At 35.2% G+C, this 18333-nt stretch carries 18 protein-coding genes; 7 read left to right on the forward strand and 11 right to left on the reverse strand.

The features are described 5' to 3' along the window. Positions 1–31: 31 nt before the first annotated feature. Complete coding sequence (locus BC781_RS01310) at positions 32–1195, reverse strand: homogentisate 1,2-dioxygenase (protein ID WP_109615444.1); 1164 nt, start codon at positions 1193–1195, stop codon at positions 32–34. 129 nt (positions 1196–1324) lie between these two features. Between BC781_RS01310 and BC781_RS01315 the strand changes: the two genes are divergently transcribed. The 4 genes from BC781_RS01315 (at position 1325) to BC781_RS01330 (ending at position 4013) form a co-directional block, all read left to right on the forward strand. Then, a complete protein-coding gene (locus tag BC781_RS01315) occupies positions 1325–1537 on the forward strand; it encodes a DUF6728 family protein (RefSeq protein WP_170123099.1) in 213 nt (70 codons plus the stop codon). 92 nt (positions 1538–1629) lie between these two features. After that, entirely contained in the window at positions 1630–2358 is a 729-nt protein-coding gene (locus tag BC781_RS01320) for a cytidylate kinase-like family protein (protein WP_109615445.1), read from the forward strand. Positions 2359–2401: 43 nt separating this feature from the next. Next, on the forward strand, positions 2402–3445 hold the full coding sequence (locus BC781_RS01325; protein WP_109615446.1) for a hypothetical protein: 1044 nt from the start codon (positions 2402–2404) through the stop codon (positions 3443–3445). A gap of 358 nt (positions 3446–3803) precedes the next feature. Next, entirely contained in the window at positions 3804–4013 is a 210-nt protein-coding gene (locus BC781_RS01330) for a hypothetical protein (protein WP_109615447.1), read from the forward strand. Positions 4014–4067: 54 nt separating this feature from the next. On the opposite strand, the gene BC781_RS01335 is transcribed toward BC781_RS01330, so the two are convergent. Further along, complete coding sequence (locus BC781_RS01335) at positions 4068–5321, reverse strand: DUF819 family protein (RefSeq protein ID WP_109615448.1); 1254 nt, start codon at positions 5319–5321, stop codon at positions 4068–4070. A gap of 222 nt (positions 5322–5543) precedes the next feature. On the opposite strand from BC781_RS01335, the gene BC781_RS01340 reads away from it, so the two are divergent. Continuing rightward, positions 5544–6326, forward strand: a complete 783-nt coding sequence (locus BC781_RS01340; protein ID WP_109615449.1) for a leucine-rich repeat domain-containing protein — start codon at positions 5544–5546, stop codon at positions 6324–6326. Positions 6327–6392: 66 nt separating this feature from the next. On the opposite strand, the gene BC781_RS01345 is transcribed toward BC781_RS01340, so the two are convergent. Then, the gene (locus BC781_RS01345; protein WP_109615450.1) at positions 6393–7145 is read right to left on the reverse strand and encodes a porin family protein; all 753 of its coding nucleotides are present in this window, start codon (positions 7143–7145) and stop codon (positions 6393–6395) included. Between the two features lie 310 nt (positions 7146–7455). Here BC781_RS01345 and BC781_RS01350 point away from each other — a divergent pair, with 310 nt between their 5' ends. Then, positions 7456–7914: a GNAT family N-acetyltransferase gene (locus BC781_RS01350; RefSeq protein ID WP_109615451.1), complete on the forward strand. Its 459-nt coding sequence runs from the start codon at positions 7456–7458 to the stop codon at positions 7912–7914. Positions 7915–7973: 59 nt separating this feature from the next. Here BC781_RS01350 and BC781_RS01355 read toward each other — a convergent pair whose 3' ends face one another. From BC781_RS01355 to BC781_RS01365, 3 genes are all read right to left on the reverse strand, one after another. After that, the gene (locus tag BC781_RS01355; protein ID WP_109615452.1) at positions 7974–8165 is read right to left on the reverse strand and encodes a membrane or secreted protein; all 192 of its coding nucleotides are present in this window, start codon (positions 8163–8165) and stop codon (positions 7974–7976) included. 110 nt (positions 8166–8275) lie between these two features. Next, complete coding sequence (locus BC781_RS01360; protein ID WP_109615453.1) at positions 8276–9055, reverse strand: Rossmann-like and DUF2520 domain-containing protein; 780 nt, start codon at positions 9053–9055, stop codon at positions 8276–8278. A 3-nt stretch (positions 9056–9058) separates the two neighbouring features. Next, a complete protein-coding gene (locus BC781_RS01365; protein ID WP_109616556.1) occupies positions 9059–10480 on the reverse strand; it encodes an MBL fold metallo-hydrolase RNA specificity domain-containing protein in 1422 nt (473 codons plus the stop codon). Positions 10481–10705: 225 nt separating this feature from the next. On the opposite strand from BC781_RS01365, the gene BC781_RS01370 reads away from it, so the two are divergent. Further along, positions 10706–11371, forward strand: a complete 666-nt coding sequence (locus BC781_RS01370) for an ankyrin repeat domain-containing protein (RefSeq protein ID WP_109615454.1) — start codon at positions 10706–10708, stop codon at positions 11369–11371. A 50-nt stretch (positions 11372–11421) separates the two neighbouring features. Here BC781_RS01370 and BC781_RS01375 read toward each other — a convergent pair whose 3' ends face one another. The 5 genes from BC781_RS01375 to BC781_RS01395 form a co-directional block, all read right to left on the reverse strand. Next, on the reverse strand, positions 11422–12156 hold the full coding sequence (locus BC781_RS01375; RefSeq protein ID WP_109615455.1) for a tRNA threonylcarbamoyladenosine dehydratase: 735 nt from the start codon (positions 12154–12156) through the stop codon (positions 11422–11424). 147 nt (positions 12157–12303) lie between these two features. Further along, a complete protein-coding gene (locus tag BC781_RS01380) occupies positions 12304–12906 on the reverse strand; it encodes an HdeD family acid-resistance protein (protein WP_109615456.1) in 603 nt (200 codons plus the stop codon). 134 nt (positions 12907–13040) lie between these two features. Then, a complete protein-coding gene (locus tag BC781_RS01385) occupies positions 13041–14639 on the reverse strand; it encodes an acyl-CoA dehydrogenase family protein (RefSeq protein ID WP_245935560.1) in 1599 nt (532 codons plus the stop codon). Continuing rightward, on the reverse strand, positions 14579–16300 hold the full coding sequence (locus tag BC781_RS01390; RefSeq protein ID WP_109615457.1) for an AMP-binding protein: 1722 nt from the start codon (positions 16298–16300) through the stop codon (positions 14579–14581). Before BC781_RS01390 ends, BC781_RS01385 begins: the two co-directional genes overlap by 61 nt. A 26-nt stretch (positions 16301–16326) precedes the next feature. Continuing rightward, complete coding sequence (locus tag BC781_RS01395; RefSeq protein WP_109615458.1) at positions 16327–18099, reverse strand: acyl-CoA dehydrogenase family protein; 1773 nt, start codon at positions 18097–18099, stop codon at positions 16327–16329. Positions 18100–18333 lie beyond the last annotated feature (234 nt).

Raw genomic sequence — 18333 nt, forward strand, 5'->3', positions numbered from 1 at the left:
CTTCAAGTCTGATGACCTGAAGGCTTTTTTATTATTCTTGCCAGCTATATGGATAATCTTTATCTACATATTCCATTCCTTGTTCTGTCACATAAAGTGGCCCAAAGGTATCAAGCATAACCGCGTACTCTTCCGTTTCTTTTGCTCCTATACTTTTTTCAATAGTACCTGGGTGCGGTCCGTGTGGTAAACCTCCTGGATGAAGGGTAAAACTACCTCTGTCGATTCCCTTCCTACTCATAAAATTCCCTTCTACATAATACAAGACTTCATCTGAATCTATGTTTGAATGGTTGTAAGGCGCTGGAATTGCATCTGGATGATAGTCAAATAACCTTGGGACAAATGAACAAATAACAAAAGCATTTCTAGCTTGGAAAGTCTGATGTACGGGAGGCGGCTGATGGATTCTTCCTGTTATTGGCTCAAAATCATAAATTGAGAATGTATAAGGGAAAAGAAAACCATCCCAACCAACTACATCTAAAGGTGAAAAATCATAGACATACTGATGAAGATACCCTCCTTTTTTAATCTGAATTAATGTTTCCTTGTCTTCATTTTCTACCAATAATTCAGATGGTGGATGAATATCACGCTCACAGTATGGAGAATGTTCCTCTAATTGACCAAGTTCATTTCGATAACGACTCACTGTTTCTATTGGAACCTTTGAATCAATCACTAACAATCGAACAGGGTCTTCATCAAAGGAAAGTTTATAAATTGTTGTTCTAGGTATTACTACATAATCCCCTTGTTGGATCCTAAGTTTTCCAAACTGAGAAATGAGCCAACCACTTCCTTCATGTACAAATAAAAGTTCATCCCCATCAGCATTTTTATAGAAATAGTCCATTTCCTTTTCTGTAGGACAACAAATTCCCATTTCTACATCTTTATTTGCCAAAAGCATCTTACGCGCATCCAAATAATCTTCTCCTGTAAACTCTATATTTGAAGTTTTCAGATGAGTTTGTAAGAGTCCGTATTCATCTACAATCCTATTTCTGTAAGGAATTGGTTTTCTCACCTCCCTCACATTTGTAGGCTGTCTGTGATGATACAAATTTGAATAAATGCCAGAAAATCCTTTGGAGCTTACTAGCTCTTCTCTATAAAGACTCCCATCAGGTTTTCGGAATTGGGTATGCCTTTTTTTAGGGATTTCTCCCATTCTATAATAGTAAGTCATTGAGTTGGTGTTTATGGTTTCTATTGTGTTGTTTTCGATACTTTAGAGCAAACCTTTTCGTATACTTGGGGTTGTATAAGCAAAAGCATCTAATTGATCGTTCTTACAAAATCACAAAAAATTACATATATGACAACACAAGAACCAAAAAACAGTAATCGCCTGAAGGAGTATTTCTCTTTTGGAGATGTTTTCCGTTACATTTTTGGTATTTTTTCTAAGCGAAAAGGAGAAAAACCTAATTTGAGTTTGAGAATGATGCATGGTGTAAATAAGATTTCAATACTCATGTTCTTCATTGCTGTTTTGGTTATAATTTTCAGACAACTATTCCTCCGATAATATATTAATCCACAAGCTGTTATTTTGGGTATAAATCTAAATTTATGCCCATTTTTTTTGTATCTTAAGGTTAACCAAAAACCACTAACCCTATGGATACAGCACTATTCAAATACATCTCTGATCGTATCAAACATGATCAAATGGCTGAAGATCAAAGCCAAGGCGTAAACACGCAATCAAAGCCAATCATTACTATTTCTCGTACATTTGGTTGCAATGCAGAAGAAATCTGTAAAGGTTTAACTGACCACTTCAACAAAGAACTAAAAGCTTCCGGCTCCGAGGAAGAACCTTGGATTTATGTCAACAAGACTATTTTAAATAAAGTATCAGAAAAAATGGGTGTTGACCCTCACTTTGTCAACAATGCAAGCACCCCTGAAGAACGAGACATTGTTCAGTTTTTGATGATGACTTTCTCAAAAGATTATAACACTCTTGACAGCAAACTGAACAAAGCCCTAAGAAAAACTACTAATTCCTATCTGACAAGAGGTAATGTAATCTTGATTGGACGAGGAGGCGTTGTATTCACAAAGAATAACCCTACGAGTCTGAATGTAAGAATCTCAGCACCTTTTGAGTGGAGAGCACAAAGGATTAGTGTCACTAAAGACATTTCTTATAAAGAAGCGAGTAAGCTTGTGAAAGAAATGGATGAAAAAAGGGATAACCTCATGAAGTTCTTAGACCCAGACTTCAAAAGCGAATACTTTGACATTGGTTTCAACCGTAAAACGATGAACACACAATTCATTGTAAATTCTATTATAACAGCCTTCAACGAAAAGGTAGAAGATACATCGGATAAATATTAATCCGATATTCTTAAAAACTCAATCACAACTTTCACTAACAACAATGTCTGTAAAAGTTCTTACTCCTTTTATTCTGGTGTTCTTATGGGCTTGTAGTCAACAGTCTTCTGAACATGTAAAGCAAGAACCCATTTTAGAACCTAGTACCTCATTTAATACTTATTGGTACAATTCTAAGGCTGAAATAACTTCTTACCACTTAGAACAACCTCGTTATGGAGAATATAGAAGTGGAAATGCTGTACTTATTTTTGTGACAGAGCCATTTAGTAAAACTCGATTTGTCAAACTCGATCAACCGGATAAAAAAGATGGTGTATCTGTTCTTAAATGCAATTTGATGAAGAATTTTGATACTGGAATTTATCCTTATTCTTTGATGCAGTCAGTTTTTACACCTGTGACCTCTTATCAGATACCAGCAAGTTTAAAACTTACTTTATCTAACCAAGAATGGTGTGGGCAGTATTTTACAAGCATCATGAATCAAGATGATTATTTATCTTATTTTTCTCAATCCTATTTTGAAGGAGAAGAATTGATAAAGAAAAAAATGCCAAAATATCTACTTGAAGATGAAGTTTGGAATATTATCAGAATTAATCCTGACGAACTTCCTGAAGGTGATCAAATGGTTATTCCATCTATGCTTACACAACAAATGAGACATAAAGAGTTGAAAGCAGAAAAGGCCACACTTTCTTTATTTCAAAACCCTCAAGATTCTAGTTTATACACCTATCGAATAGTTTATCATTCCATAAATCGAGAATTGAAGATTCATTTCAAAAGTGCTTTTCCTCATGAAATCCAATCTTGGGAAGAAACCTTTATCAGTGGAAATGGGAAAAATGCTCAACCTATGACAGCCAAAGCGACTCTGAACAAGCGAATGATGGTTGATTATTGGAATAAGAATAGAAATGAAGATGCTTACCTAAGAGGATCAGAAGGACTGAATATTGACAAATCTCAGAATATAGAATTTCCTAGCGTATTAAATGGAACACTAGAGCAAAAGACACATCAGAGTAATTTTATAAAATTCCCTGATAGTCAATCTTCAGAAAAAAGCCCTTTGAAATAATAGCAAATAAAAAAATCCTTTGTGTACGTATGCACAAAGGATTTAGTCAGATAATGTCAGTCTTAGATTATCAAAAAACGATTTATACTTTTTATCCATCAACGACCAAATTTTAGGATAATAGGCGTATAAAGCCTTGTATTTTAACGACCAAGTTAAACAATTTCTTTGCTTTCAATAATCGATCTATCAACTCTTTCTAAGCTTATTGATATCTCAAAGGTAGATAAAAATTTCATAAAAGTGAACGTTCATTCATTATTTTAACATTTATTTTTTGAAAAATTTCATTTTCATAAAAATACACACGAAAGTACTGGTTCTCACGTTGGTATTATAAGTACCAAGATCTATTGCTATGTCTGTTTTTTCTCAATCTGATTTACTCATTTTATATCTATTTAAAGAAATGGATACAAATGAAGAAGATCAATTCATGGATGAACTTCATTTGAATAGGGAAACCCTAGAGGCACTCCGTTCATATGAAAAAACTTTACACCAACTAGATGAATTGAATCTTTCTCCTTCAAAGGATTGTATTGATGCCATTTTAAAAAAGGCATAAAAAAAGGTATACTGTGTTACAGCATACCTTTTTTCATTTATTGGTACTTGAGTCTTAAGGAGAGACAAGTTGCATAAGTTGCGCACAAATAATTGCGCCATAAGTACCTAAAGCATAACCCAAAACAGCTAACAATACACCAACAGGGGCTAATGATGGATGAAAAGCTGAAGCTACAACTGGTGCCGAAGCTGCACCTCCTACATTTGCTTTACTACCAACAGCTAAGAAGAAGAATGGTGCTCTAATCGCTTTTGCAACAGCTACAAGTAATGCAACATGAAGCCCCATCCATAGAAGACCTACTACCAAAAGCCCTGGATTTTCCAATGTTTTCGTTATATCCATCTTCATCCCGATTGTGGCCACTAGAATATAGATGAACACACTTCCCATTTTAGAAGCTCCAGCACCTTCAAGTTGTCTTGCTTTTGTAAATGACAACGCCAAACCAATTGTCGTTGATACGACTACGATCCAAAAAAAAGCACTAGTCAATACTGTTCCTTCGAATTGTGTAAACCCGCCGAAAAACTTCACAAAAGTTTCTGAAGCCATGTGAGAAAAACCAACAGCACCAAAAGCAATACCTCCAATCAAAATTAGATCTTTTAAGGTTGGCACTCTAGTTATACTATTTTGATAACTTTCCACATTATTTTTCAAAGTCTCAATTGCTGAAGCATCTGCTTTAAGCCATTTATCAATTTTCTTAGACTTCCCTACTCCATAAAGAATAAATGCCATCCAAATATTCGCTACGATAATATCTACTGCCACCATACCAGAATACAAAGTCTGGTCATACTTATAGATTTCTAACATGGCAGTCTGGTTTGCGCCACCACCAATCCAACTTCCTGCAAGAGTAGCTAAACCTCTCCAAACTTCTGTAGCTCCTGCTCCACCAACTGTTTCTGGTGAGAAAATAGAAACAATAAGGATAGCTAAAGGTCCTCCCAATACAATACCTACTGTAGCAGTAAAGAACATGATCAAACTCTTAGGACCAAGTCTCATGATACCTTTCATATCAATACTCAGTGTCATAAGTACCAAACTGGCAGGCAAAAGATAATTTTTGGCTACGCTATAAAGATTTGAATAATCCTTTGATATGATATTCGCGGAATTCAATAATGAAGGGATTAAGTAACACATTAAAAGTGCTGGTACTACCTTATAGAATGATTTCCATATCTTATTTTCTGATTGTGAGGTATGAAACACAAAAGCCAATGCCAACATCAGTATTCCAAATACGATTGCATCATTGGTAAAAAGAGGTGCTATGTTTTCCTGCGTCATTTCTTTTATGGTTTATCAAAATTTTATCTTGCTAAAATAAAATTCAAAAATACGGCTTTATCTCAACTTTTCTTCACCAGATTCAGTGAATGCTAAAAAATATCAAACATTTCAGAAAAAATTAGATTAACTTAAGAACGTGAATCTAATATTTGAAAATAGATTCCACTATTAACAGTTTATGTTTTAAACCATAAACGTCAAACCAAGAATCGTAGAGAGGTGGAACTGAACGCAATTGAGAATAAAGTCCTAAATGACTTAAAGATAAAGCAAGAGGAAACTTTTGTGAAAATTGAAAATGGACATGTAATTGAGTTGAACTTATCAGACAAAGGATTACCTGTCTTCCCTAAAGAGTTGGTTGCTCTTGAAAAACTTGAAAAAATTAACCTATCTAAAAATAAACTTTGGAACTTTCCACTGGAGCTTACCCAATTTAAACACCTCAAAGAAGTAACGATTAGTAACAATAAGTTATGGGAATTACCTTCTGAAGTAGCTGAAATTCCTTCGTTACGAGTATTAGACCTTAAAGAAAATGAGCTTTGGAAATTACCAAATAGTATTGGTCGTTTAGAAAAACTTGAAGTTTTGGAACTTGGAGGAAATCCATTACAGGAACTGGCTGATGAAGTCGGAAATTTAGCTCAGCTTAATACGCTAGATATTAGTACGACCAAACTTTGGAGGTTACCTGATACTCTAGGAAAGTTGAAGTCTTTAAAAAGATTAGACCTTTCAAATAATCAGTTTAAAGAAGCTCCTTCCGTGATTGAAGAACTTAGCTCGTTAGAGGAACTTAACCTTTCTAAAAACCAGCTTTGGGAATTACCAGATTGGTTAGAAAACTTAGTTAAACTGAAAACTCTGGAAGCTTCAGACAATAAAATTTGGGGACTTGTAGATAACTTAAAGAAACTTACTAAACTTAGTAACATTAATCTGAAAGGAAATAAGATTCTTAATTTGCCAAATTGGGCAAAAGCAATTACTAAGAATTAAACATAAAAAGGCCTCAAGAAGCTTTTCTTGAGACCTTTTTATTTAAGTGATTTCACAAATTACACTTTAGAAAGTATAACCTAAGCCAAACTGGAAGTTTATAGTCTTTTTCCAATCATCTGGAGTTGTATTATCTGCTACATCTGTAAGCCCGTATACTACTCTTGAGTTGATGTTGAAGTTCGTATTTGGAATATAATAGGCAGCACCAGCAGTCAAAGCAAAGTCAAATTTCTTGAATTGAGTACCTTCCTCAATAGAGTTTGCTGTTGTTTCTGTGATATCAATATCATCGATACCAGCAGGAACTTGGTTACCATCTACTAACAAATGGATGTCTTTTACTTGTGAAGTGCCATCAAATTCTACTTCTGATCTTGTCAAGAAACTAAATACCGCTCCGGCTTCAATTGCAAAATTCTTTTTTTCTCCTAAGTAATACTGCGCTACTACAGGGATTGAAAGGTATTCAGTTCTGATGTTAACTCTACCAAGAGTTTCCATTGTACCAAACATATTTTGAGGAAGATCAGGGCTAATCATTGATGCAGGAATAGTCACATCAGAATTTACATTTGAGTACACACCATGTTGTCCGTATTGCACTTCTAGCTGAACCGCAAATTTTTCTGAAACACGGTAATTTGTGTAGAGTCCTCCAAATCCGCCAGCTACAAAGCCACCGTCAGGATTTTCTACTCTTAAAGCTGTTACGTTAGCACCACCTTTTACACCAAATGATAATGGGTTAGAAGATTCTTGTGCGAATGATACGGACACACCGATCACGCACAATAACATTGTGAAAATTGATTTCATTCTTGGTCGATTTTAAAAATTTCAGTCGTTGATAGATCTTTTACAACAGGAGGGCTCTTATTGGTCGTATTCACCTTTCCTATTGGATAACGGCACGCAATAAGCTGATAATTTTTAAAAATTCTATAATTATTTACATATATTGAACTATATTAAACATTCAGATCAAACGAATTAACATTAGACTAACTGCCCATTTTCAAAGAAATATAGCTATTTTCTATATCAGAAAAACATAGTTATATTTATCAAGTAATCAATGTTATAACGAGTGATTTTAGGATAGTGGAGATAATAGAACAGACTGATTATGTACTTTGAATTAAAATCTTATAACGAACTTAGTAAAGAAGAACTATACGAAATAATCCAACTTAGAGTACTTGTTTTTGTCATAGAGCAAGACTGCCCATATCAAGATTTGGATAATAAAGATCAAGATTCTTATCACTTGATGCAAAGAGATGAGAATAATAGATTGATGGGATATTTGAGAATCGTGAAGCCTGGTATTTCTTATGAAGAACCTTCACTTGGGAGAATTGTAACTCACCCAGATTTTAGAAGACAGGGTTGGGGTGTTCCTTTGGTAGAAAAAGGCATTAGCTTTATCACAAATCAATTGAAAAAAGATTCGATACGTATTAGTGCACAAATGTATCTAAGAAAGTTTTATGAAGGAATTGGCTTCAAGCAAGTTTCTGAAGAATACTTAGAAGATAACATTCCTCATATGGAAATGCTTTTTGAGAATAAAGTGCAAGCATAAAAATAGCCCTAGCAATTATCAATTTTGCTAGGGCTAATTTATTTAAGAAATAGGTTTAACTACTTATTTCGGTTTTCGCATAGACTTGGATCTTTCCCACAGAAAGTACATGCTTTGCCTTCAGGATTCAACAAAGGACTATTTGAAGCACAAGTTCCTTCAAATTTACCATCTTTCTTAAAGATAATCTTTACAGACATTCCTATAAAAAACAAAGCTATAAAGCCTATTGCAAGTAATATTGTTTCCATAATTCTTAGTACTATTCTACAAGGCTGTAAAAGTAATCAATCTACTACTACTACGCTAATTTGTAAATAATTGTTTTCAATTCAGTAATTTATCACCGAAATGCTGATTTCTACGACCGATCCGTAGAATAAAAATCTTGAATATCTTTACTTAGCTTTTGATATAATTCTTTTCGACTCTCCTCCTCTATTCTCTTCAAATGTTGTTGAATTGTCTGTTTATCTCCTCTTATCGCAGGACCTGTTTGTGCATTTGATGGCCCTATATCAAAAGCTTTATCTATTGTTTCTCGAACTAAATTTTCAAGAATTTCTAGAGGTAGATTTGCTTTTGCCAACTGATTTTCTGCAATAGTCAGAAAATGATTGACAAAATTATTTGCAAAAACAGCCGCAACATGAAGGTTTCCGCGCTGTTCACTCGTCATTTTATAGACCTTCTTGGAAAGTAAATCTGCAAGATTTTTTAGATTCTCTAAATCTTGAGTCTGCTTAGCATCCAAACAAAAAGGTATATTTAAGAAATCAACTTCTTTCTCTTTTGAAAATGTTTGAAGTGGATAAAACACTCCATTTTTTTCAAAAAACGGATCAAATATTTCTCTTGGTTTAGCCCCTGATGTATGAACAACTAATACATTGTTTGTAATCTTTAACTCTTTAGAAACACCCTCAATGGCATCATCTGGAATGGAAATGATAAGAAGTTGTGCTTCAGATTTACTGAAATCGAGGCTATTAGTAGCATTTGCACTTACCCTTTCCGCTAACTCTTGAGCAGTATCTAAGTTTCGACTATAGATTTCTGTAATTTCACAATGCTTTTGCAACGCTTGTGCTAAATGCCATGCTACTTTTCCAGCACCAATAAAAGCAACTTTCTCAATCATGATTTACAATGTTACAGTATCACCTTTAGTCGGAATCATGATATTTCCATAACCTTTCTCTTCTAAGCTTCCTTTAAAATCGTTCATCGACTCTTCCTCTCCATGAACTAAGAAAACTTGCTTCAGCTTTTGCTGATCTTGTTGCTCCACAAAATAGAGTAAATCGTTCAAGTCACCATGACCACTGAAAGAATCTGTGTGTTCAATCTTTGCTAAAACTGGAACTTCACGTCCGTCAAATTTTAGACTTTCTTCCTTATTTAACAATTTAGCACCCAAAGTTCCTTCAGCAGAGAAACCGACCATCATGATAGTTGAATAAGGATTCTCAATATTTGCTCTAATATGGTGTTGAATTCTTCCTCCTTCAATCATTCCTGAAGATGAAATGATAATACAAGGCTCATTATAATTAGAAATGGCTTTACTATCCTTTGTGTCATGCACATAATGCATATGATCGAAATCGAATAAGCTTCCAAATTCTTTCTTGAACTCTTGTGCCTCAACATTTAAGAAATGAGAATAATTTTCATAAATATTATTACTCTTTAATGCTAATGGACTATCTGCAAAAATCTTGATTGGAGGCAATTCATTATTTGCATATAACTGATGCAAAGTATACAATACTGCTTGAGTACGCCCGATACTAAAAGCTGGTATAATTAGTCTACCTGTTTTATCAACACAAGTTTCTTTAATCACTCTTATTAGTTCAACAGAAGAATCCGAAATCGAAGAATGATAACGATTTCCGTAAGTAGTTTCACAAACCAAATAGTCTGCTTGTGGTGCTTCTTCTGGATCTTGTAACAATGGATAATTCTTTCGTCCTATATCTCCTGAGAATAGAATTGTTTTCTCTTCTCCATTTTCAGTAATATGAAGGTAAATGTTAGCGGCACCCAACAAATGTCCTGTTGGAATAAATGTAATATCTAAACCTTCCTTTACATTAAACCTCCTTTTAAATTGAATTGGGACGAAGCGATCAATCGCATTTTTTACATCTTTGGGAGAATAAAGGTCATCAGGGTTGAAAGTGAAACGCTTCAAATTTCCTCCGCGAGACTTTTCTTTCTGATAAGCCTTTTTCTTCTTCATATTGATATTTGCCGAATCTAATAACAAGATTTCAGCCAAAGCTAAAGTAGGAGAAGTACAAAGAACCTGTCCTTCAAAACCTTCATTATAAAGAAGTGGAATTTTACCCGAATGATCTAGATGGGCATGCGTGAGTAGAACCAAATTGACCATACTAGGGTCAAATGGGAAGCTTGAGCCAGCATACAGGGGCATATCTTCTTTCATATTCCCCATATCAAGTCCGCAATCGATTAAAACACGGTAATCATCTTCTAACTCCAATAAAAATGCACTTCCGGTGACTTGCTTTGCTGCACCCCAAAATGTTAGCTTCATATTTCCCTCCCAAGTTTTTAGCACGAAATAATCACAAGAATTATCTGAGTAAAAATACACTCAATTTTTTACTTAAACTAATTCAAACATTACTGAACTTTTCTTAAGATTTGAATTCTTGAATTTCCTTTTTCGTATTACATAGGAATAACTTACAAGCTTTTCGTTTTGGAATATTTATTGATTCTCTTCTATTTATATTCAGACTACTAACCATATCCAGCTATGAGATTTACTCCTAAATATACTGCCCTGCTTCTTAGTTTGATGTTGATAAACTTACCTTTTTTTAACATATCGGCTCAAGGCACCAAGAATAAAAAATACTGGAAAGCTATCGAGCAAAACGATAGTAAATCTCTAATCAAAATATTAGACAAGGGACAAAACCCCAATGAAAGAAATCAAGAAGGGAATACAGCCTTACACGTAGCCATTAATTTGGAGCATTGGGATTTACTTTTACCGCTTCTTAATGCGGGTGCAGACCCAAATGCTACAAACCAAATTCATGAAACTAGTTTGATTAGACTGATCAAAAAGAAAAATAGTTATTATGTGTCTACCCTATTGAAATTTGGGGCAGAAGTAAATCAAGCTGATTTTTCAGGAAATACACCTCTGCACTGGGCATGCAGATATACAAATGAAAAAGTGGTCTACGAGATTTTGAACAAAGGTGCTGAAATAGATTATCAGAATAATTTTAGGGAAACGCCTCTACATTTGGCGGCTTCTTACGGCAGAATGAAAGTGGTAGAATTACTCCTGACCAACGGAGCTGACCCTTCAATTACGGATAGTATGGATCATAAAGCCTCAGATATTGCTGATGAAAAAGGATATCCTCAGATTGTATCTATATTATCCACTAGAAAAGAAGTGAAGTAGTACAAAAAAAAGCCGATTCAAAATATTAGAGAATCGGCTTTTTTAATTATCTATTTTTTCAATCCTATAATGCCTCGTACAGCTTCAGCCCCACAGTAGAGACCAAAAACAGCTGGCATAAAAGAAATTGTCCCGATCACTGAACGTTTAAATTTCCCTCCTGCATCTTTGCTTGTATCGTGTACTTTAGATTTATCGATATCTTCTGGAGAAAAGACAACACGAACTCCTTTATTGATTTTGAATTCTTGTCTTAGGCGCTTTCTCACTTTTCGAGAGAAGAAACAATTATAAGTTTCTGAAATATCTGCCATTTGAGCTTGAGAAGGATCTAATCTTCCTCCTGCACCCATAGCACTTACAAACTTAAGCTTTCGGTCTACACAACCTTTGATGACAAAAACTTTAGGTGTAAGTGTATCGATACATTCGATGACGAAATCATAAGTAGATTCATCCAAAAGAGTATCAATATTACTTTCATCCAAGAAAATTTCTTTGATTGTCAAGTCTACATCTGGATTGATGTCTTTTACACGATTACCTAAAACTTGAGCTTTTGGTTGATTGTCAGTGCTTACTAAAGCTGCCAATTGACGGTTTCTGTTACTTTGTTCAACCACATCTCCATCAACCAATGTAATTTTACCAACTCCAGCTCTAGCTACTTGTTCTACAGCGTAGCCTCCTACACCCCCAAGGCCAATGATAAGTACGTGAGCATTCTGAAGTTTTTGGAGTTGATCATCATCCAACAACAAGGCTGTTCTTTGTTGCCATCCCATAGTATATGTATATTGTTTGTTGCGATTATTAAAAAACGAACAAATTTAGGGATTACATTTCATAATATAAAAATGAATGGCTTAAGTCTTTTTGGTATAAACTTCTAGACTTCAACCATTCATTTTTATTCTTACCTAAGAGTTAAATTAAAACTCACCTCCATCTTGCTCTTCCTTTAGCTCTTTTACATGCGTATGAACTTTCTTTAATTTAAGAGAAATAAAAGCCATTGAAGCACCAAAAGAGATCAGTGTCAAGCCCATAAAGATTACAACTGAAAAGGCAGCAGCTTGAGGCCTCCAAATCAGAATCGTACTTAAAATGATTCCCAAAATACCAATTACTAGTAGACTTCCCCATCCAGACATTCTGAAATGACTTAATTCTAAAGAAGTACTAATTGCTCCCAAAGACCTAAACAAGACTAAAAAACCAATGTATAATGCTAAGACCTCCATCGCCATTTCTACATCTTTGAGCAAAAGAATTCCGAGTACTAGATTTAAAATCCCCATAATTAAAGCCCATCCCCAACTTCCAAAAACCCTTTTATTTGCTACCGCGAAAAGAATTTCTAAGATACCACTTACCAAAAATGAGATACTAAATAAAATAGAAAATGTCTTATAAGAACTAGCAGGAGCCATAAAAACCCAAATTCCAAGACCAATAAAACTGAGTCCAATGATTAAAGGAATGTACCAATGTTTTACACTTTCATTTATTTCATTGACAAACGAATTGTTCATATCTAAAAGCAGTTTGTTTCTAACTCAGAACATATTTGCTAGGACTCAAGAGAGAGTATGTAAGAATTAGGCAAATAAAAAACGGCCTCGAAAGGCCGTTATCAACACTAACTACTTAATTATATCAAAGAAAATCATCCCATTATTGTATTCAATTTCATCGCTACACTCATGTCTCCCGAGATTTTTAATTTCCCTGCCATAAATGCATTCATAGGGTTTAGTTCACCACTCAATAAAGCATCAAAATCTTCACGAGTTACATTTACAATACAATCAGCCTCTTTGTCTTCATTACTAACTGTATTATCTGCGTACCCATCTAAGTAGATATTTCCTTCATCACCAAATACGAATTTCATACTGTTTCCGAGTGGAGCTGCATTAGATGCTTTTTCTTGTAATACTTGCGTTGTTTTTTCGATACTCATTTCAGTTAAGTTTTCGGTTACTATTTCTTTTTCTAGTTCTGTTTCATTGATTTTTTGAGAAGGAAAATGAATTCCATCGGCCTCTTGATAAACCTTATCGTCAATAATCATTTTGGCTAAAATTTCCTTCATTACTTCTGAAGAGCCTCCTCCAATCGTCAAGATTCTACTATCTCTTAAAAGTCTTGCAATCTTAAAATCTTCGATATAGCCATAGCCTCCAAAGAATTGAAGACATTCATACATCACTTTATAATTCAACTCAGAGGTATTAAGCTTTGCCATCGAACACTCTTTCACAGCATAATGATTATCATTCTGTAATCGGCAACAATGATAGGTAAAGTACTTTTGGGCAGTCAATTCAGATGAAAGTTCTGCCACACGATGCCTTAGCACTTGGAATCGATTAATTTTTCTTCCAAAAGCTTCTCGTTGATTCATGTAATCCAATGCATAACTCAAAGCATGTTCAGCACTTGCCACAGCGCCAATTGCCCCAACTAATCTTTCGAGTTGAAGTCCTCCCATCAAATAATAAAAGCCTTCACCTTCTACCCCGATCAAATTCTCAACAGGAACTTTTACATCATCAAAGTTTAATTCGGCTGTATCTGAAGCATGCCATCCGAGCTTTTTCAACTTCCGTTTCGAGATTCCTTCAGCATCTAAATCAATGACTAAAAGACTTATCCCTCCTACTCCTGCTTCGGGATCAGTTTTTACAACAGCTATGACATAATCTCCATAATATGCATTGGATATAAAAGTCTTAGCTCCATTCACGATGTAATAATCTCCATCCTTTACAGCTTTTGTCTGAATATTTGCCACATCTGAGCCTGCTCCGGGTTCAGTGATTCCAATACAAGCTATTTTTTCTCCATTAACTGCACTTGGTAAATATTTCTGCTTTAAAGTTTCTGAACCATGTTTATAGATATATGTATTTGACATATACTGATGCACCGATGGGGTAATGGCAAAACCTCCAGAAAAGCACTTCGAAATTTCTTCAATAAAAACTACCGAGAAGAAGAAATCAGCTTCAATCCCTCCATATTCCTCTGGATAGATCAAGCCTAAATAGCCCATTTCTCCAAATTTCCTCCAAATTTCTTTAGGTACTCTTTCTTGTTCTTCCCATTCGTCAATATGAGGCATTACCTCTCGATCAAGAAAATCTCTTAATCCTTGTCTAAAAAGTTTATGCTCTTCGGTAAAATAGTAGCTTTCCATAGTTATTGTTGTTCTTCTTGGGTTATCAGTTTTTCGCTTTGTGATAAATGTTCCTTTTCCCATATTACGGGTTTAGATGTCTCCAACCATTTCTCACATTTTGTTTTATACTTATCATAGACCTCTTTCCTTCTCACTTTCATTGTTGGTGTAAGCATATAATTATCCACATCCCACATCACAGAAGTTATCACAAAAGCATGAATTTGAGTGTATCTAGCCAAAGGTTCATTGATTTCTAAGAGTAAATCTTCAAAATGATATTGAAGTATATCTTGTTCTTGACCTTTACCAAAATCATTTAGTTGCAACAAAGCGATAGGTTGCTTTAATCCCCAGCCCACTAGACATGCATATTCTACAAATGGAGAGCTAAGGATACGTTCTTCAATCGGTGCTGGAATAATAAATTTCCCTTTTTCAGATTTAAAATTATCATTCTTTCTCCCTGTAATTTTGAGAAAACCCTCTCCATCCAATTCCCCAATATCTTGAGTATGCAACCAACCATTTTTCAATACCTCAGCTGTTTTTTCAGGGTCTTTATAGTAGCCTTGCATCAACCAACTTGCTCTAGTTACTACCTCCCCTTCTTCAATTTTAATTTCGACCTCGGGTAAAGCTTGACCTACCGTTCCATTTTTCCGTTCATTTTTACGCATCACTGCACAACCTCCAATATTTTCAGTCATCGCATACACTTCTTGCAGTTCAATCCCGAGTTTATTATACCAATTGAATAAACGTTGAGAGGTTGGTGCAGCACCTGTGAGTATGATTGCAGCCTCATTTAGTCCTAGTTTTTTCCGAATTGTTTTTTTAATAAATCCCGATAAAAGAGGTATAGCTAAAAGTGTATCCAAGAATGGAAGTTTAGCCATTATACCATCGTAGAACTTTGACCAAATTCTAGGAACTGACATGAATAAAGTCGGTTGTGTATCCTCTAAATTTTTCTGAAAAGTATCTATAGATTCTCCAAATGAAATTGATCCTCCGGAAAAGATAGCTGTGCTTTCAATTATCACTCTTTCTGCGACATGATTTAGCGGCAGATAAGAAAAGTATCTAGGATTCTTTACCTTAAAAACTTTGAGCATCCCATGCATTCTTTCTACATACATCAGAGAAATAACTCCACGATAATTATGCATTACACCTTTGGGGCTTCCAGTTGTTCCAGAAGTATAAAGTATTGTCCAAAGTTGGTCAAGTGGAGGCACAGGACTATCGGTAATTGGGGTAAATTCATAAAGAATATCTTTCCATTTTTTCCCAATATCAATTTTCACATTTCCTTCATAATGAGGGAAACGAATAATTGTTCCTACATCTTTTACAATCTCTTTCTTCTCTCCCCAATCCTCTAGCTTCCCTACAAAAAGTGCCTTACAATCGCTATGTTCAAATACTTTCCGAAAGTCTGCAGCAGAAATATTTGGGTAAAAAGGCACCGAAACATGCCCTGCCATCATGATTGCTAAATCGGCAATAACCCAATGGCTACAGTTTTTAGAAAGTAATCCGATATGAGACTGTGGAGGAAGATCAAGAGACCGTAGATAGTTTGCTACTCTCCTAGCTTGATCACCTACATCTTCCCAAGTGTAAATTTTCCAATTTTTACCAAAAGGCTGTCTCAAAAATGTTTGTTCCCCTCTCTCCTTTTCCCAATAATAAAAGTAATCTAGTATGTTCCATTCTGGACTAAATTGTGTTGACATTAATAGTTAAGAGTTAGGCAAAAAATTTATTTAGAAAAGAAATAGCCCTCATTTGAAATCATAACTTGAGCTAATTCTCGACGTAAATCCTTGAGCGGAAACACTGGCAAATTCAGAAAGCCATATACGTCATAAGTATTCGGTTCTTTGGATAGGGTTAAACAAATTTCTTCGGCAGCAATTCTACACTTTCTTACGGCATCAAAAGCTAGTATTTGACAGGCTGGAATTCGGAAAGAGATCGTCATCTTATCATCTTTATTTTTCTCAGCTCTCATAATTGCAGATTCTAAAGCATAAATTTGCATCATCATATCTGACAACGCCATCGTCACTTCTTGTTCATCACTCAATGTAGTCGCAAATTTTTCAGCTACTTGCCCTGCCAACTGTAGCATCAAAACTTTTAAGTTTTCTACAACTTTATATAACTCAGGAATGATCAGTTTATTTGCTGAAATTTCATGTGGTTTCTGAGCCATTGCTTGTTGAACTGCAGTCATCAAATCTAATTCTCCTTTCATTGCTTTTCGGAAAATCATATCTACGCTCAACATTCGATTAATCTCATTTGTACCTTCATAGATTCGGTTTACTCTACTGTCTCGGTAAAGTGTCTCAATCTTTGATTCAGAAGAAAAGCCCATTCCTCCATGAATCTGAAGACTTTCATCTACGATAAAATCAAATGCTTCGGTATTATAAACTTTAATCAGAGAGCATTCAACGGCAAAGTCGGCAACGGATAAATATTTTGCTTTAGCCTCTTCTAGGCCATCCGCTATCAACTCATCAAATTTTTGGTCAATATCATTACTTGCTCTGTAAGTCATACTTTCCATTGCATAGATCAAAGCTCCCATCTGCCCAATCTTATGCTGAATAGCACCGAACTGATTCAATGATTGTCCAAACTGCTTTCTTTCTGCGGCATAATCAATTCCATGCTTTATTGCCCTCTTAGCAATTCCCATCACAGATGCCCCCATCTTGATTCGTCCTGTATTCAGCACTTCAAGAGCCATTTTAAACCCTCTTTGCCTTTCTCCTAAAAGATTCTCTGCAGGAATTGGAACATCATTAAAAAATACTTGCCTTGTAGATGATCCTTTGATTCCCATCTTCTTTTCTTCTTCACCTAGCGTTATCCCTCCAAATGCTTTTTCTACTATAAAAGCAGAAAGAAGATCATCATCTTCAATCTTAGCAAAGACTATAAAAATATCAGCATAGCCAGAGTTGGTAATCCACATTTTCTGCCCATTCAGCATATATTGTTGCTTCGACTCATCCCAAACTGCTTTGGTTCGAGCTGCATTTGCATCTGAACCTGATTGTGGTTCTGTGAGGCAATAGCAAGACTTTATTTCGGCACTTACTAAACCGGGTAGATACTTTTGCTTTTGTTCTTCATTGCCATAAAACAAAATCGGAGCAATACCAATACTTGTTTGCACTCCAATTGTTAAACCAAAAGAATAAGCTTGCGCCGTCATTTCAGTTAATGCAACCTGTGTTGTAAAATCGGCTTCATAACCTCCGTACTGCTCTTCTACGCCTAAGCTTAGAAAACCAAGGTCTGCGACTTTCTTCATCAAACCATCGGCATACTGATGTGCCTTTGCAGAATCTAGCTCTGCGTAATTAGGTTCAATCTCTTTTTGGATGAAATCCGTCACGCTTTGGCGAAGCATAACTTGCTCTTCACTAAATTCTTCGGGTGTGAATGTAGTGGCAGAAGAGTGACTTTCAAGGATAAAAGAGCCTCCTTTGACTTGGGTTTGTTTCTGGGTATTCATTCAATTAAAAGAGTTAGTGTTTAAAATTAAGTTTCAAGACTTATGTATAAGCGTTCGTCATATTTCATTTAAAAAATTGGGTTGTAATATTAGGACAAACCATTCCCCTTAAGTATTGTAGTGGGGGAGATTGCCCCACGAGAAAAGCTAGGGTTGATTTGCGGGAAGGAGATTCGATGGGGCTTGATTTTCTTTGGTTCGTTTCTTTGATCAAGCAAAGAAATGAACAACACA

Source organism: Sediminitomix flava, from assembly GCF_003149185.1.
Lineage (GTDB): Bacteria > Bacteroidota > Bacteroidia > Cytophagales > Flammeovirgaceae > Sediminitomix > Sediminitomix flava.

Excerpts from the sequence above, each read along its gene's own strand:
- BC781_RS01375 (WP_109615455.1), bottom strand. The coding sequence starts at position 12,156 with ATGGGATGGCAACAAAGAACAGCCTTGTTGTTGGATGATGATCAACTC.
- BC781_RS01315 (WP_170123099.1), top strand. The coding sequence starts at position 1,325 with ATGACAACACAAGAACCAAAAAACAGTAATCGCCTGAAGGAGTATTTC.
- BC781_RS01395 (WP_109615458.1), bottom strand. The coding sequence starts at position 18,099 with ATGAATACCCAGAAACAAACCCAAGTCAAAGGAGGCTCTTTTATCCTT.
- BC781_RS01320 (WP_109615445.1), top strand. The coding sequence starts at position 1,630 with ATGGATACAGCACTATTCAAATACATCTCTGATCGTATCAAACATGAT.
- BC781_RS01380 (WP_109615456.1), bottom strand. The coding sequence starts at position 12,906 with ATGAACAATTCGTTTGTCAATGAAATAAATGAAAGTGTAAAACATTGG.
- BC781_RS01310 (WP_109615444.1), bottom strand. The coding sequence starts at position 1,195 with ATGACTTACTATTATAGAATGGGAGAAATCCCTAAAAAAAGGCATACC.
- BC781_RS01370 (WP_109615454.1), top strand. The coding sequence starts at position 10,706 with ATGAGATTTACTCCTAAATATACTGCCCTGCTTCTTAGTTTGATGTTG.
- BC781_RS01385 (WP_245935560.1), bottom strand. The coding sequence starts at position 14,639 with ATGGGAAAAGGAACATTTATCACAAAGCGAAAAACTGATAACCCAAGA.
- BC781_RS01325 (WP_109615446.1), top strand. The coding sequence starts at position 2,402 with ATGTCTGTAAAAGTTCTTACTCCTTTTATTCTGGTGTTCTTATGGGCT.
- BC781_RS01330 (WP_109615447.1), top strand. The coding sequence starts at position 3,804 with ATGTCTGTTTTTTCTCAATCTGATTTACTCATTTTATATCTATTTAAA.
- BC781_RS01360 (WP_109615453.1), bottom strand. The coding sequence starts at position 9,055 with ATGATTGAGAAAGTTGCTTTTATTGGTGCTGGAAAAGTAGCATGGCAT.
- BC781_RS01365 (WP_109616556.1), bottom strand. The coding sequence starts at position 10,480 with ATGAAGCTAACATTTTGGGGTGCAGCAAAGCAAGTCACCGGAAGTGCA.
- BC781_RS01355 (WP_109615452.1), bottom strand. The coding sequence starts at position 8,165 with ATGGAAACAATATTACTTGCAATAGGCTTTATAGCTTTGTTTTTTATA.
- BC781_RS01335 (WP_109615448.1), bottom strand. The coding sequence starts at position 5,321 with ATGACGCAGGAAAACATAGCACCTCTTTTTACCAATGATGCAATCGTA.
- BC781_RS01390 (WP_109615457.1), bottom strand. The coding sequence starts at position 16,300 with ATGTCAACACAATTTAGTCCAGAATGGAACATACTAGATTACTTTTAT.
- BC781_RS01345 (WP_109615450.1), bottom strand. The coding sequence starts at position 7,145 with ATGAAATCAATTTTCACAATGTTATTGTGCGTGATCGGTGTGTCCGTA.
- BC781_RS01350 (WP_109615451.1), top strand. The coding sequence starts at position 7,456 with ATGTACTTTGAATTAAAATCTTATAACGAACTTAGTAAAGAAGAACTA.